A 14,119-nucleotide genomic window follows, 5' to 3' on the forward strand; every position below is an offset into this window, starting at 1 on the left:
CGCTCAGCCTGGTCGAGGAGCTGAGCCATGTTCTCATCGCCGCGATGGAGCGCGGCGAGCTCAATGCCGCCTTCGCCTATGGCGTCGACGAGCCACGCCCGGGGATCGAGCGGACCGCGCTGTTCGAGGAGGAGCTGATTCTCATCAGACCGGTGGGCGACGGGCCGCTGCCGGAGACGGTGACCCTCGCGGAAGCCCTGAGCCACGATCTCGTGCAGGCCGGCGAGCGCGACATGGTCCAGCGCCTGCTCAGGGCGGCGGCCGAGAAATTCTCGCTGCCGCTGCGCATCGTCTACGAGGCGCAGTCCATCCCGGCCATGCGTGCGCTCGTGGTGCGCGGCGTGGCGGCGAGCATCATACCCTATGGAACGGCCATCGAGGAATTGCGGGCCGGAAAGCTTGCCATGCAGCGCATCTCGGACCTGCCGCCGAAGCGGACGCTCTACCTGATCAGGCCCAGCGGCGCACCGGTCTTCCGTCAGCAGGAGGCGGTCGACCGCTTTTTCGCTTCGGTCACCGATCACCTGCTCGAATCCCTGGGCACGCTCGCGCGTCGCGTCGGCACCTGAAACGTTTGCCATACGGCGCGCGTCTTGTTCTCATTTCGCGGAAGTCTTTGTGCCCTCGCCCAGCGCGGCGCACTCTCCCACAAAATGATGGCGCGCCATGTCGCGCCGGCTGGGAGGAATGCGTGTCCAATTTGCGCCTGTCCATCGCCATCGGCGACTATGATCGCAACCGCCCGCTCATCGACGGAGCGGTCCAGATCGACGGTGTCGACCCCGTCTTCATGAAGCTGGTGCCGGAGGAGATCTTCTTCCGCGCCTTCCGCCATGCCGAGTTCGACGTCTGCGAGGCCTCGCTCTCCAGCTTCACCCTCAAGACGGCGCGCGGCGATAACCCCTATGTCGGCGTGCCCGCCTTCCTGTCGCGGGCGTTCCGCCACACCGGCATCTTCATCAGGACCGATCGCGGCATCGCCCGCCCCGAAGATCTGCGGGGCAAGCGTATCGGCTGCCCGGAATACCAGCTCACGGCCTGCGTCTGGATCCGCGCGATCCTCGAAAGCGACTATGGCGTCAAGCCTTCCGAGGTGACCTGGGTCCGTGGCGGCCTGGAGCAGCCTGGCCGCGCCGAGAAGATCAGCGTCGAACTGCCGCCGGACATCACGGTCGTGCAGGCACCGGCCGATCGCTCGCTCAACGAGATGCTGATGGACGGCGAGATCGACGGCTATATCGGGCCGCGCTCGCCGCCGRCCTTCGAGGCCGGCCATCCCAAGATCGCGCGTCTCTTCCCGGACCCGACAGCCGCCGCCGCGGACTATTTCCGCCGCACCCGCATCTTCCCGATCATGCATGTGCTCTGCGTGCGCTGCAGCATCGTCGAGGCGCAGCCCTGGCTGCCGGCCGCCTTGCTGAAGGCCTTCGAGCAGTCGAAGGCGGCTGCGCTTGCCAAACTCGCCGACACTTCCGCCACCAAGGTCACGCTGCCCTTCATCGAGGAGCAATTGCAGGCGGCCCGCGCCCTTATGGGGCAGGATTTCTGGTCCTATGGTGTCGGCCCCAACCGGCATACGCTGGAGGCGTTCCTCGAGGCCCATCACAGCCAGGGACTGTCGGCACGGCGGCTTTCGGTCGAGGATCTCTTTCATTCCAGCACGCTGGAGGCCTTCAAGATCTGACAAGGGCGGATGGCCGCCAGACTTTCGACTTCGCCGCAGAAGCGAAGGCAAGACGACGACAAAGCCAGCCGCACTGAGCTGGCGATAAGGGAGGACCGGATCGTGACATTCAAGACGGTTACGTTGACGCTCGCCGCGATCGGCTTCGCGCTGTCGCTGGCGCAGGAGGCGGCCGCGCAGGACAAGCTCAAGCTGGCGATCGGCCAGCGCGGCAACTGGGACACCTCGATCTCCGAGGTCGGCACCAGGCTCGGCATCTTCAAGAAGCACAATCTCGAGCTTGAGATGCTCTACACCCAAGGGGGTGGCGAGACCCAGCAGGCCGTGCTCTCGAACAGCGTCGATATCGGTGTCGCCGGCGGCATCATGGGCGCGCTCTCAGCCTTTTCGAAGGGCGCTCCGATCCGCATTATCGGCGGGGAGACCACCGGCGCGAAGGATCTCTACTGGTATGTCAAAAGCGACTCGCCGGTGAAGACGCTGAAGGACATGGAGGGCCGCACGGTCTCCTATTCGACCAACGGCTCCTCGACCCATGGCGTGGTCAACGCCTTCGTCAAGGAGAACAATCTCAAGATTAAGCCGACGGCGACCGGAGGTCCGGCGCCGACGCTGACCCAGGTGATGTCCGGCCAGATCGATGTCGGYTGGGCGGCGCCACCCTTCGGCCTGCCGCAGCTCGACAAGGGCGAAATCCGCGTCGTCGCGACCGGCAACGACTCCTCGACCTTCAAGAACCAGACGGTCCGCCTGCTGATCGTCAACACCGCCACACTGCAGAACAAGAAGGCGCTGATCGACCGCTACATGGCCGCCTATCGCGAGACCATCGATGCCATGTATTCCGGCGACGCCGCGATCAAGGCCTATGCCGATTTCGTCGGCATCCCGGAGGCCATCGCCAGGCGCACGCGGGACGACTTCTTCCCCAAGGAAGCGCTCAACCCGGACAAGATCGTCGGCCTGGACGAAATCGTTCCCGACGCGGTTGCGCTCAAATACACCGCCCAGCCCCTGACCAAGGAACAGCTCGGCGAGCTGATCCAGATCCCACCGCGCAAATGAGCCCGTCTCCCGGTGGCCCCATCGACCAGGAGTGATGGCGCGATGACGACAGCGATCCTCGGGCGGACAGATGCCCACCCGGCAAAGATGAGCCAGGCGCGAGCCGTGCTGCTGACGCGGATCGGCATCATCGTCGCGATTCTGGCGCTCTGGGAGGTCACGGCGCGCTCGGGACTGCTCTATCGCGACGTCGTGCCGTCGCTGCTCCTCATCGTCGGCGCGCTCGCCCATCTCCTGATCGAGCCGAGCTTCTATGCCAATCTCGGCGTTACCGCGGGCGAGGTCGCGCTCGCCATCCTCATCGGTGGCGGCGCAGGGGTCGCCGTCGGCATCCTGCTCGGGAGCAATCGCTTCCTGCAGCGTGCCTACGAGCCGCTGCTGCACTATCTCGGGCCGACTCCGAAGATCATCTTCTTTCCGCTCCTGATCATGTGGTTCGGTGTCGGGCCGGGCTCGAAGGTCGCGATGGGAGCGCTATCCTCGTTCTTCCCGGTCGCGATCAGCGTCGCCGCCGCGATGCGCGAGATCGACACCGTGCTGATCCGGGTCGGCATCAGTTTCCGGCTCAATGTCGGCCAGATGATCGCGAAGATCTATCTGCCGGCGATGCGCGCGCCGGTCATCAACGGCCTGCGCATCGGGCTGGGGGTCGCGATCATCGGCACGCTGCTGGCGGAGACCAAATTATCCAATCAGGGGCTGGGCTATGCGGTGATCCAGACCTACGCGACCTTCGACATGCCGCGCATGTACGCCCTGCTGATCGTCGTCTTCCTGCTGGCCGTTGGCGTGAACGCGGTGCTCGGGCGCTATGTCGAGCTGCGCGCCACCCGGCGGCATTCCGATGCGCACTGAACCTGCCGGCGGCCCTGCCCTCACCGCAAGGCAACAGGCTGGGCTGCCCGCCTCGGCCTATTGGCTGGCGGTGCTGCCGCCTCTGTTCTGGTCGGGCAATTTCCTGATCGCGCGGCTGATGCGCGACGCGATCCCGCCGGTGCAGATGTCGTTCTGCCGTTGGAGCCTGGCGCTTCTCATCCTGGCCCCGTTCTGCTGGCGGCCCATCGCCGACTCCTGGCCACGCATCCGCGGCAACATGCCGTTCCTGGCGCTGCTCGGCGCGATCGGCGTGACCGCGTTCAACTGCTTCGTCTATGCAGCGCTGCACTACACGTCGATAGCCAACGCGGCGCTGGTCAATTCCCTGCTCCCCGTCGTCACCTTCCTGCTGGCTATCTCATCCTGAGGGAGACGCTGAAGCCACGACAGCTCGCCGGCATCGCGCTCTCGCTCTGCGGGGCCGTCCTGGTGATCGGCCGGGGRGACAGGCTCGCCGGGCTCGCGCTCAACGGCGGCGACCTCCTGGTCTTTGCCGGCATGAGTTGCTGGGCGCTCTACACCGTGCTGATCCGCTGGCGGCCGGCAGGGCTGCCGCCGATCGCGCTTCTCGGCGTCACCGTCTGCTTTGGCGTCCTCTTCCACCTCCCGGGCGTCGGCTGGGAATACAGCACACAGGGCGGCTTCGCGCCGACCGCGGCGATTGCCGGAGCGCTCCTCTATTTCGCGATCTTCCCGTCGGTTCTGGCCTATATCTTCTGGAACCGCTCGGTCGCCACGCTCGGCCCCGGTAAGACCGGCATGTTCATGCACCTTCTGCCACCGAGCAGCGCGCTGCTCGGCTTCGTCGTGCTCGGCGAGACGATCACCTGGTTCCACCTCGCAGGCTTCGCCATCATCACCGTCGGCATTTGGCTCGTCACTGCCGCGCCGCGCGGAACTGGATCGTAGCTGCGCTCATCATTCGCCTATCGCGACGCGGAATCGTCTCGAATGGCGGTGGACACGCATGACTGGGCCCGGCGCGCCGGACATCGGCTGTCCCAGGCCTTCGGGGCAATGAAGCAGCGTATGAAGGAAGAGGAGCAGGAAGGCGAGCTTTCCGTATCGAAGACCACATCTTTCCTCCCTTTCGATTTCACGCCGAAATGGACGTCCGGGTCTCTTATCGATGGAGAAAATCTGCCGCGGACGATTGGACGTTCGGAAGCATTACCTTCACCCCACGTTTGTAGGCATCAGCCTGCCTACTGGGAGCCTAGCCCGAAGAGGAAGCCCAGCGCGGCCAAGCAAGCCGCTGCGCTCCAGGACAAAATGGCGGGAACCTGGGAACACCTTCGCCTGACTGCGCTTTGCACCCTCAGGGACTATTTTCGGGAAGGGCGTGTTGGTGATGAACCCACCGCGCGCGGGAGGGCACGCCCGCTGCCGCCCTACTGGATCGGTGCAACCTCAGCCTGCGCCTCATTAGCCTTGGCCAGCATGGCCTCGAGCTTCGCGAATATTTCCGGCTGGAACACGAGGTTCATCACCTGCCCATTGGCTAGCCCGTAGCTGATCAACGAGCCAATGTCCGGAAGTGACGCGTTCGTCATCGTCGTGAGGGTTGGTATGGCCAAAAAGTCTCCGCCAGCTGTCCAGTTTGCGTGCGGGTGTTCACTCGGCCGGCAGCCGCGCTACGAGATGCATTGCCGCAGGCACGATGGCATCGGTCAGTTTGCGCTCGGCCGCCGCGTCGAAGCGGCTCATCAGCGTCGAGAGCGAGAGGGCGCCGCGCAGATGCCCGGTGCTGTCGATCACCGGGGCGGATACTGCCGCGACCTCCGGATCGCGCTCGCCGCGCGAGATCACGTGGCCGGCGTCCCGGATTGCCTGCAGCGACGCGTCGCCGGCTCGGTGAAGGCGAGCAGGACGCGTCTCGTCGCCCCGCGGCCAAGCGGCAGGCGAACACCCTCATCGAGATGATGCCGAGCCGAGCGCGGCGAATTCAGCCGATAGCCACAGATGCGCTGATCGCCGTCGCGGATATAAAATGAAGCCGTCTCCTGTGTGGCCTCGACCAAAGCGCGTTGAGTCGGACGGACATACTCGCCAAGATCGAAGCTACGTCGATAGAGCGAGCCGAGCCGCCAAAGTTCAGGCCCGAAGCGAAAATTGCCATCGCTGCCGCGCGTCAGGAAGCGTGTGTGTTCGAGCGAGGCGGCGCTCTTGCTTGCTGTCCGGCTGAGGTGACTTTGCGGCCGTTGGCGGGCGCCGAAAGCACCCAGGCCGAGTTGTTCCTGGCTTGGCCGGACACCAGCGGAAACCCCGTCGTTTCGGCCGTTCTACCGACTGTCCAATCACCAAGCCTGATTGGAGCCGATGATGGCGAAAGTCCCGTCGGGTGAAAAGAGACGGCGAAATCGCGATGATGAATGCGAGTGACTTCGGCATGCACAGGGTCGTTCGACATCGCCGCCATGCCGTGCGGGCGCACCACGCTGCTTCTGCGGTCTTCGCCGGATTTCCGCCGCGAAGACCAACACATTTTGATCCCAGGATCCTGGGRCCAAGGTGAACCGTAATTGGATTATGAGTGGAGTACGCGGCGAGACGTAAGTTTATACCTAGAATGGAGCCGTCGCGAACCGCGAGCTTCACTTTTCGCCGGATTGAGACGCCGGTTTGCGACCGGAGCAGCGGTTCCTCACATCATCCCGACCCATGCCCATGATCGTGCCGTTGACGAGACGGCCGGTTTACGATGCAACGTTGAGGACCATCGCGGTTGATCGGTACTCATATCTCCATGACGAAACCGGATGCTTCCTCGCTCCCCCGCTCGCTGGAAGCACGCATCTTTGCTGCTTATGCCGGCCTGACACCGTCCGAGCGTCGGCTCGCGGATGTGCTGCTGCGCCATCAGATGACTATTTCAGACCTCACGGCGGGCGAACTCGCAGGGATGGCCGGGGTCTCGAAGGCAACGGCGGCGCGGTTGTTCCGAGCCCTCGGATACACCTCCGTCCCGGCGGCCAAGCACCAGATTCGAACCGACCAGCTCTGGGGTTCKCCGCGCGCCGGCCTCACCGATCCCGACCGGGCGCCGTCCAGCGAGGTTTCGTTGCAGCACGTCATCGAGTCTGATCTCGTCAATATCCGGGATACGGCGGCAACCCTGTCCGAGGAGGCACTGGTCCAGATCACCGAGGCGATCGTCGCCGCGCGCCGGCTCTGGATCATGGGCCTGCGCAGCGGCTACGGGCTTGCCCATCACGCCGCTCACTATTTCACGCTGGTCAAGGACGACGTCCAGGTCCTGCCTGCCGGCGGAGCCTCCTATTCCCACGAGATCGCCTCGATCGCTCCCGGCGACGTCTTCATGGTCATCGCCTTTCGCAGGCGCCCCCGACTTCTGCCGGTGATTCTCGCCGAGGCGGCGGCCAGCGGGGCGATCACCGTACTGATCACCGATCTCAGCATCGACGAGCGTTCTGCCGCCGCCCATCACGTGCTGCGCTGCCGCTGCCAGTCGCCCTCCCCCTTCAACTCCTTCGTCGCGGCGGTGCCGATCATCAATTTCCTGGCATGGAGCGTCGCGGCGGCGTCGGGGGAAGCCAGCCTGGCGCGCTTCCGGCGCGTCGACAGCCTGGTGAGCCTGCTCGACGACGTCGCGACGCCGAAGCTCGATCCGCGTCGCTAGGCGGGCCGCGGCCGAAGCCGTCTTGCTGCGGGCCCTCAGGCCGGCGCAGCCGGGCGCGCGTCGATCAGTGCGTCGTAGGGGATCGGAGCTGCGGTCAAATGACCGTCCGCGATGCCGCGCTGCCAACGCTCATAGCTGGCGGCATCGATGCGCGGCGTCGTCCACATGCCGCAAGCCCGGTATTCGTTGGTGAGGCGGACGAGGAGATCGGGCGAAAGACGCGGGAAGGCCTGTGCCAGAAACTCCGCAATCTCGCGGGCATCATGCGCAAGCACCTGCTCCATGCCGCGTCCGAGGCCGCGCATGAAGCGCCGTTGGCGGTCGAGCCGTTCGGGGGAAGCCTCGCCCTCGGCGTAGTAGACGCTCCATGGCACGTCGCCTCCGACGATGGCGAGCGGGGCGGCCACATGACCGACGCCGGCGAGCTCAAGCGCCGCGGCGTTGGGATAGTCGATCGCCAGGAAGTCGGCCATGCCACCGCGGAACAGGTCGGACAGCATCGCGCCGTCGAGATCCTGGATGAAGCCGACCTCGCGGGGGTCGATACCGTTCTCGCGCAGGAGGAGCTTGACGAAGAGCCCGACGCTCGCACCGTTGCTGCCCTTCATTGCGATGACTTTGCCGGGCAGGTCACGCCAGGAGAAGGACGCTCTCGGCTGGCGGCCGAGGAGGGCGAGCGGCGCGCGCGCCGCCATCTGCGCGAAAGGCACGTAATGCTTGCCCCGGCCGCGGAACATGGACGGCACCCAGATGCCGCCCAGCACGGCATCGGCCGTGCCGTTGCCGAGCTCGTCCAGCACCAGATCCCAGGGCTTGGGCACGCTGACCGTGACCTCGAGGCCCTCTTCGGCGAAGTACCCCTGTCGAGCCGCGACATATTCCGGCAGATAGTTCAGGCTGTGGCCGGTCGCGCTGATGTGGAAGCGTTGCATGGCAGGAAATCCCGCTGGCTGGAGAGATTAGACCGTGAGGCGTCGGCCGGTTTCGGCATCGAACCAGGTCACATCCTCGGTCGAGAAACCGAGCGTGCAGCGTGCGCCGATCGCGATGCGCCGCACGCCGGGCATGCGCACGAAGATCAGGTCGTGGTCGAGCAAATGCTCCTCCGACGCGCCCGTGAGCAGCCGGCAGCCGATGACCGTCTCGGCGCCGAGGCTTTCCACGACTGCGACTTCCGCCGGAAGCGCCCCTTCGCCTTCGGGGAGTAGCCGCAGCTTTTCCGGGCGGATGCCGAGGATCTGCTTGCTTCCGCCCGGCACCGGGCCGGCATAGGCGAAGCCGAGGGAGGGCGGCACGGTCAGGCGGCCCCTGCCGGCGACGACGGGAATCAGGTTCATCGCCGGAGAGCCGATGAACCTGGCCACGAATGTATTGGCGGGCTCCGCGTAGATTTCGTCGGGCGTGCCGATCTGCTGCACGATGCCTCGGTCGAGGATGATGATCCGCGTCGCCATCGTCATCGCTTCGATCTGATCGTGGGTCACGTAGACGAAGGTCTTGCCCACCTTGTGGTGGAGCGAGGATATCTCGGCGCGCATCTGCGTGCGCAGCTTGGCGTCGAGATTGGAGAGCGGCTCGTCGAGCAGATACACCGAGGGATCGCGGACGAGCGCGCGGGCGAGCGCCACGCGCTGGCGCTGCCCTCCCGATAGCCCCGCCGGGCGACGCTCCAGCAAGGGTTCGAGCTCGAGCTGGCGGGCGATGGCCTGGGTTCGCCGCGCGATGTCGGGGCTGCGCATCAGGCGCCGGCGCATGATGGAGTTCAGCACAGGCAGATGATGCCAGGGCCGGAAAGCGTCCATGATCAGCGGGAAGCTGATATTCCCGCGCACCGTCATATGCGGATAGAGCGCATAGGACTGGAAGACGAAGGCTATCCCCCGCTGCTTCGGCGACCAGTCATTCGCCCTTGTCCCGTCGAAACGCAGCTCTCCGGACGAGATCTCGGTCAGGCCGGCGATCATCCGCAGCAGGGTCGACTTGCCGCAACCCGAAGGGCCGAGCAGCACCAGGAACTCGCCGTCCGGTATCGAAGCCGACAGAGAGGGAATGATCGTGGCCTCTCCGAAGGATTTCGAGAGCTTATCGAGAACGAGTTCCGGCATGGCTATCCTTTGACGGCTCCGGAGGTCAGTCCGGAGACGATGCGGCGCTGGATGAGCAGGAAGAAGGTGATCGCCGGCAGGCTGAACAGCAGCGCCGTGCCCATGACCACCGAAAGCGGCGTCTCGTACTGCCCGATGAAGGAGGCAAGCCCGACACTGGCCGGCCAGAGCTCCCGATTCATCAGGAAGGTCGAGGCGAAGAGATATTCGTTCCAGCCGGCGAAAAAGGCGATGACGGCCGCCGCGGCGAGGCTCGGCGCCACAAGAGGCAGCACGATCATGCAGAGGATGCCGAAGCGCGGGCAGTTGTCGACCTGCGCCGATTCCTCGATCTCGTAGGGCACCGTGTCGATGGCACCCTTGATAATGAAGGTGGCGACCGGCAGGGAAAAAGCCGCATTGGCCAGTGCCAGGCCGGCGAGATCGTTCAGCAGGCCGAGCGTGATGAACATCGCATAGAGCGGCACGAGGATCAGTGCCTCGGGCACCACCTGCGTCATGAACAGCAGGAAGCCGACCAGGCCGCGCCCGCGGAAACGGAAGCGGCTGAGCGCATAGCCCGCCAGCGAGCCGAGCAGCAGACTCACCACCGTGGTGCCGGCGGCAATGACGAGCGAATTGACCATCCAGCGCCCGGCCGGCACCTCCCGTATCGCGGCGAGCAGGCTGCCGAGATTGCCGAGCTGCGGCCAGGGCACTTGGCGGCCGACATAGAGCTGTTCCTGGTCGGACAGCGCCGTGGTCGCCATCCAGTAGACCGGGAAGCCCGCTAGCACGGCCAGCAGCCCGATGAGCAGAAAGCGTGGAAGCTTGCCCAGAGATGTCATCGATCCGCCATCCAGCGTGCGCGCCGCCTGTCGACCGTCTGGTGAATCGCGGCAATGAGAAGGGCGAGGAGGAGCCCGACGGCGCCATAGGCGCTCGCCATGCCGAGTTCATGCGCCTCGAAGGCGGTCTGGCGAATACGGACCACCAGCGTCGAGGTGCTGCCGAGCGGACCGCCTCCGGTGAGCAGATAGATGATATCGAAGCGCCGGATCGACCACACGGCCACTAGCAGGCTGGCGAGTTGCACCGCCGGCAGGATGTGAGGCCAGGTCACGGCGCGGAAGACGTTGAGCGGGTCGGCGCCGTCGACGCGCGCCGCCTCCCGCACCTCCTCCGGCACCGATTGCAGCGCCGCCAGCACCACCAGCATGACGAAGGGCGCCACCTGCCAGATCGTGACCAGGAGGATGGAAGGCAGCGCCCAGTCGATGCTGGTCAGCCAGCGCAGGCGCGAAAGGCCGATGCCGGTCAGGATCTGGTTGAGAACGCCGGAGCGTTCGTTGAACATCCACAGCCAGATCAGCGCTGCCGCGACGTTCGGGACCGCCCAGCCGAACAGCAGCACCGCGCGGATGACCGCCCGCCCGCGGAAGGGCCGGTTGATCGCGAAGGCTGAGACGACACCTAGCGCAACGCCCAGCACGACGGCGCAGCTCGCGTAGAGGATCGTCGCCTTGAGCGAGGCATAGAAGGCGGGCGTCTCGATCAGTCGCGCGTAATTCGCCAGTCCGACGAAGTCTCCCTCGTTCGGCGTGGCGAGCTTGGCATTGGTCAGGCTCATCCACATCTGGCGGGCGAGCGGCCAGAACATGAACAGGCCGAGATAGGTGATCGGCGGCAGAATGAAGGCGTAGGGCAGAGCCCTCGTGCCGAACGGCCTCGCTGCGGATAGCGCCCTTGCGGACATCGATTCACGCCCCTCCCCGCGACCGTTTCGTCGCTCGGCTTGCTGCTTTGCCTTCGCCTGTCGCGCGCCCTGTGAGAGGCCTGCGTCCCTACCCGTCCTAGAAGCGCGCGAGTGCCTGCTTCTGGGCCTCGTCCAGCGCGGTCTTCGGGGCGACGCCCGCGACGATCACCTTCTCGACGGCCTCCATGACCAGACGCATGATCGACGGCGTCTTGGTTTCGTAGCCCGGGATCAGCGTGCTGCGTGCCTTCAGTGCGAGCGCGGCGAAGGTGTCGGCCCAGGGATTGGCGGCGCGGAAGGCGTCGGTCAGCGGCACGTCAGTCGCCAGCGTGTCCGGTCCGGATGCCTCGCGCAAGGCTTGCTGACCCTCGCGGCCGAGAAGCCAGGACAGGAAGGCAAGTGCCTCGTTCTGGTTCTTCGAATGGCGGGAGATGCCGACGAATATCTGCTGATAGGCGCCCGGCTGCGGGAAGGGCAAGGCGGCGGCGCCGACATCGCCGGCGGCGAGCGGCCCTCCGGACGCGATGTTGAGTGTGCCGCCGCTATTGTCGATGCTGAGGCCGATCTGGCGCTGCTTGAAACGGATGCGCTGGGTCGGCATGTCATCGCCGATCGGCACGATGCTGGCGTCATAGACCTTCTTGAAGGCCGCGACAGCCGCGACCGCTTCGGGGGTGTTCAATGTCAGCTTGCCCTGGCCGTCCACCCAGTTGGTGCCATAGCCATAGGCCCAGTTCTGGAAATCCATGAACCAGCCGGAGAAATCCGCCATCTGGTGCCGGGAGGAGAAGCCGACCGCGCCAGTCTTGTCCTGGATCGCCCTGGCGGCGGCGATCAGCCCGTCGATGTCGCGGGGGATCGCAACGCCGGCGGCCTCGACCAGCTTCTTGTTGTAGATCAGCGCATAGGGAGCGCGCTGCCAGGCCACGCCCAGCCGCTTGCCCTTGAAGACGCCCTGCTCGTTGGTGACGTTGAGCGCAATGCCCTCGGCCGCCTTGTCGAGCGGGACCAGGAAGCCGGCATCGGCGAGCGAGAAGAACAGACCTTCCTGCATCAACGCGATGTCAGGGCCCTGCCCGGCGCCGAGCTCGGTCGTGATCTTGTCGTTGAAATCGGCCGAGGGGATCGCCTCCTGCTGCAATGTCACATGGGGCGCGACCTGCTGGTACTTCTGCAGTGCGGCCCAGAGGCTCTTGCCGCGCAGGGCGTCGAGCCATTGCGAATTGGCGACGACGAGCGTGACCGGCTTCGCTTGTGCCCGCGCCGGGAGCGCGGCAGCAGCGCAGGTCACGCCGAGTGCGGAAACGAGGCTACGGCGCGTCAGCATCATCGCAATCCTTTTTTGCAGCGCAGGCGCTGGCTTTCAGAGCTTGACCCGGTGAGGTTCCAGCGGCGTGTGGCAGGACAGGTTCTCCGCCCCATCGGCCGTGACGAGATAGCAGTCGCCGACATTGCAGCCGGCCACCATCGGATCGAGCCACTGCGAATGGAGCACGAAGGTCATGCCCGGCTCCAGCCGGTCGTGGTTGTTCGAAGCGATGTTGTAATGCGTGAATTTCGGCATCGAGACCTGATGGCCGACATTGGGATTGTGCGGGCCCAGCGTCGCCGGATAGACATGCATCAGCCGGCGCCCCTGCCGCTCCCAATCCTCGTCCGGCACCGCCTGGCGCGGCACCAGCCGCGGCGAGCCGTCCTCGTTGGCGTTCCAGTTGTAGGGCATGGTGCGGCTGTCGGCGGAGCTGAGATAGCCGCGCCGGATATAGGGCTCGAAGGACGCGTTCGCGACCTCCGAAACCAGCGCGCCCGGCTTGACGCGCACAGCCGCGGCGCGCACGCCCTCCACGCACATCTCCAGCACCTCCTCCTGCTTCGGCGTGATCGTGCCGATCGCGATCATGCGCGCGATCTGCGCGTTGTAGCCGCGATAGGTCGTGGCGGAGATATAGAGATTGATCAGGTCGCCATCGCGAACGACATGGCCGTAGGGCTTGCCGCAAGCCGTGCCCCAGCGATTGATGCCGATCTGGTAGCCATCGCCGCTTTCGCCGCCACGGGCGAGCTGGGCATAGGTGAAGGCGGCGTAGATTTCATGATCCGTCACACCCGGCCGGGTGACGTGATAGGCCGCCTGGATGCCGATATCGGCGAGCTGGGCGGCGGCGCGCACCAGCCTCTGCTCGGCCGGGCTGCGCAGGCGCTGCATCCGGTCGACGATATCCTGTGCAGCGATGAAGCTCGCCTTCGGCAGCTCCGCCTTCAGCCCGTTCCAGTACCCTGCGGAGGTGGCGTCGCCGATCGTGCCGATCTGCGCGCGGGCGAAGCCCTGATCCTGCAGGAAACCAGCGACTGCCGCGACGACGCGATCCACCATCCTGCCCGGGCGGTTATAGCTCTCGCGCCCCCAGGTCCCGACCTGCCAGATGTCCTCGACCAGCAGCGGTTCGCCGGCCGGCGGCAGCAACACCGAGGAGGAGAAGAACGAAAACAGCGTGAGGGGCTTGTCCTCATCGGTCGGAATGACCAGCACGCCTTCCCGCGCCCAGTCGCAGATATAGCGGAGGTAGGAATTGGAGACGTGATACCAGCCGATGCCGTCGGCATGCACCAGCGTCACATCGTGGCCTGCGACGGTAGCCTCGCGGCGGATGCGGCGCAGCCGGTCGACATATTCGGCCTCCGGCAGCGGATCGACCGGCTGAAAGATGAAGCTAGGCTCAAACCCGTCGAGAAGCCGCTCGAGGCGCCTCGCATCGATCCCTGCAGCAGAGTTCAGACTTACGACGGCCCGGTTCATGAGTATCTGTCCGCAATCTCGATAGTCCCGTCAGGCAAGATTACGATGAAAACTGGGGGCGTGAAGCTCACATCATGCCGCTTGACGCGGCAATGAGCCCGCTAAAACGCCATTTGGAAAAAATCGGCGAGGTCATGAAAAAAAGAAACTAGGTCGAACACCGCGCCGGCCGGAAATACCGCGAATTCTGCGGTGCTCCTTCATAGTCGGCTCCCGC

Annotated in this window: 16 protein-coding genes; 7 read left to right on the top strand and 9 right to left on the bottom strand. The window is 65.4% G+C overall.

Annotated elements, in window-relative coordinates:
• From AB4Y99_RS21160 to AB4Y99_RS21185, 6 genes are all read left to right on the top strand, one after another.
• Nucleotides 1–569, top strand: a 569-nt coding sequence (locus tag AB4Y99_RS21160) for a LysR substrate-binding domain-containing protein (protein WP_441524711.1), incomplete at its 5' end; no start/stop codon positions are given.
• A 122-nt stretch (nt 570–691) separates the two neighbouring features.
• Nucleotides 692–1,684, top strand: coding sequence for an ABC transporter substrate-binding protein (locus AB4Y99_RS21165; RefSeq protein WP_441524712.1), 993 nt, complete (start codon nt 692–694; stop codon nt 1,682–1,684).
• Between the two features lie 102 nt (nt 1,685–1,786).
• Nucleotides 1,787–2,749, top strand: a complete 963-nt coding sequence (locus tag AB4Y99_RS21170) for an ABC transporter substrate-binding protein (protein ID WP_370954293.1) — start codon at nt 1,787–1,789, stop codon at nt 2,747–2,749.
• A gap of 42 nt (nt 2,750–2,791) precedes the next feature.
• Nucleotides 2,792–3,604 carry an ABC transporter permease gene (locus tag AB4Y99_RS21175; RefSeq protein WP_441524713.1) on the top strand — a complete coding sequence of 271 codons (813 nt, stop codon included), beginning with the start codon at nt 2,792–2,794 and terminating at the stop codon, nt 3,602–3,604.
• On the top strand, nt 3,594–3,992 hold the full coding sequence (locus AB4Y99_RS21180; RefSeq protein WP_441524714.1) for a DMT family transporter: 399 nt from the start codon (nt 3,594–3,596) through the stop codon (nt 3,990–3,992). The genes AB4Y99_RS21175 and AB4Y99_RS21180 overlap by 11 nt, the downstream gene beginning before the upstream one ends.
• Nucleotides 3,993–4,054: 62 nt before the next feature.
• Entirely contained in the window at nt 4,055–4,534 is a 480-nt protein-coding gene (locus AB4Y99_RS21185) for a DMT family transporter (protein ID WP_441524715.1), read from the top strand.
• Nucleotides 4,535–5,016: 482 nt separating this feature from the next.
• On the opposite strand, the gene AB4Y99_RS21190 is transcribed toward AB4Y99_RS21185, so the two are convergent.
• The 3 genes from AB4Y99_RS21190 to AB4Y99_RS21200 form a co-directional block, all read right to left on the bottom strand.
• Nucleotides 5,017–5,145, bottom strand: coding sequence for a hypothetical protein (locus AB4Y99_RS21190; RefSeq protein ID WP_441524716.1), 129 nt, complete (start codon nt 5,143–5,145; stop codon nt 5,017–5,019).
• 94 nt (nt 5,146–5,239) lie between these two features.
• Nucleotides 5,240–5,461, bottom strand: a complete 222-nt coding sequence (locus AB4Y99_RS21195; RefSeq protein WP_441524722.1) for an IclR family transcriptional regulator domain-containing protein — start codon at nt 5,459–5,461, stop codon at nt 5,240–5,242.
• Nucleotides 5,431–5,850 (bottom strand): IclR family transcriptional regulator domain-containing protein, encoded by a 420-nt coding sequence (locus AB4Y99_RS21200; protein WP_441524723.1) that lies wholly within the window; start codon nt 5,848–5,850, stop codon nt 5,431–5,433. The genes AB4Y99_RS21195 and AB4Y99_RS21200 overlap by 31 nt, the downstream gene beginning before the upstream one ends.
• Before the next feature lie 521 nt (nt 5,851–6,371).
• On the opposite strand from AB4Y99_RS21200, the gene AB4Y99_RS21205 reads away from it, so the two are divergent.
• Nucleotides 6,372–7,265, top strand: a complete 894-nt coding sequence (locus AB4Y99_RS21205; protein WP_441524717.1) for a MurR/RpiR family transcriptional regulator — start codon at nt 6,372–6,374, stop codon at nt 7,263–7,265.
• 35 nt (nt 7,266–7,300) lie between these two features.
• Here AB4Y99_RS21205 and AB4Y99_RS21210 read toward each other — a convergent pair whose 3' ends face one another.
• The 6 genes from AB4Y99_RS21210 to AB4Y99_RS21235 form a co-directional block, all read right to left on the bottom strand.
• Nucleotides 7,301–8,197, bottom strand: coding sequence for an ABC transporter substrate-binding protein (locus AB4Y99_RS21210; protein WP_191125145.1), 897 nt, complete (start codon nt 8,195–8,197; stop codon nt 7,301–7,303).
• 27 nt (nt 8,198–8,224) lie between these two features.
• On the bottom strand, nt 8,225–9,370 hold the full coding sequence (locus AB4Y99_RS21215) for an ABC transporter ATP-binding protein (protein WP_441524718.1): 1,146 nt from the start codon (nt 9,368–9,370) through the stop codon (nt 8,225–8,227).
• A gap of 2 nt (nt 9,371–9,372) precedes the next feature.
• Nucleotides 9,373–10,197, bottom strand: a complete 825-nt coding sequence (locus AB4Y99_RS21220) for a carbohydrate ABC transporter permease (RefSeq protein WP_441524719.1) — start codon at nt 10,195–10,197, stop codon at nt 9,373–9,375.
• Entirely contained in the window at nt 10,194–11,105 is a 912-nt protein-coding gene (locus AB4Y99_RS21225) for a carbohydrate ABC transporter permease (protein WP_142020943.1), read from the bottom strand. Before AB4Y99_RS21225 ends, AB4Y99_RS21220 begins: the two co-directional genes overlap by 4 nt.
• Nucleotides 11,106–11,202: 97 nt before the next feature.
• Nucleotides 11,203–12,432, bottom strand: coding sequence for an ABC transporter substrate-binding protein (locus AB4Y99_RS21230; protein WP_441524720.1), 1,230 nt, complete (start codon nt 12,430–12,432; stop codon nt 11,203–11,205).
• Nucleotides 12,433–12,468: 36 nt separating this feature from the next.
• Nucleotides 12,469–13,902, bottom strand: a complete 1,434-nt coding sequence (locus tag AB4Y99_RS21235) for a M24 family metallopeptidase (RefSeq protein WP_441524721.1) — start codon at nt 13,900–13,902, stop codon at nt 12,469–12,471.
• Nucleotides 13,903–14,119 lie beyond the last annotated feature (217 nt).

It is taken from the genome of Allobosea sp. TAB14 (assembly GCF_052113865.1).
In the GTDB taxonomy this organism is placed as follows: Bacteria; Pseudomonadota; Alphaproteobacteria; order Rhizobiales; family Beijerinckiaceae; genus Allobosea; species Allobosea spartocytisi.

Coding starts and splice junctions, on each gene's coding strand:
- AB4Y99_RS21175 (WP_441524713.1), top strand. CDS start 2,792: ATGACGACAGCGATCCTCGGGCGGACAGATGCCCACCCGGCAAAGATG.
- AB4Y99_RS21180 (WP_441524714.1), top strand. CDS start 3,594: ATGCGCACTGAACCTGCCGGCGGCCCTGCCCTCACCGCAAGGCAACAG.
- AB4Y99_RS21210 (WP_191125145.1), bottom strand. CDS start 8,197: ATGCAACGCTTCCACATCAGCGCGACCGGCCACAGCCTGAACTATCTG.
- AB4Y99_RS21215 (WP_441524718.1), bottom strand. CDS start 9,370: ATGCCGGAACTCGTTCTCGATAAGCTCTCGAAATCCTTCGGAGAGGCC.
- AB4Y99_RS21220 (WP_441524719.1), bottom strand. CDS start 10,197: ATGACATCTCTGGGCAAGCTTCCACGCTTTCTGCTCATCGGGCTGCTG.
- AB4Y99_RS21225 (WP_142020943.1), bottom strand. CDS start 11,105: ATGTCCGCAAGGGCGCTATCCGCAGCGAGGCCGTTCGGCACGAGGGCT.
- AB4Y99_RS21230 (WP_441524720.1), bottom strand. CDS start 12,432: ATGCTGACGCGCCGTAGCCTCGTTTCCGCACTCGGCGTGACCTGCGCT.
- AB4Y99_RS21235 (WP_441524721.1), bottom strand. CDS start 13,902: ATGAACCGGGCCGTCGTAAGTCTGAACTCTGCTGCAGGGATCGATGCG.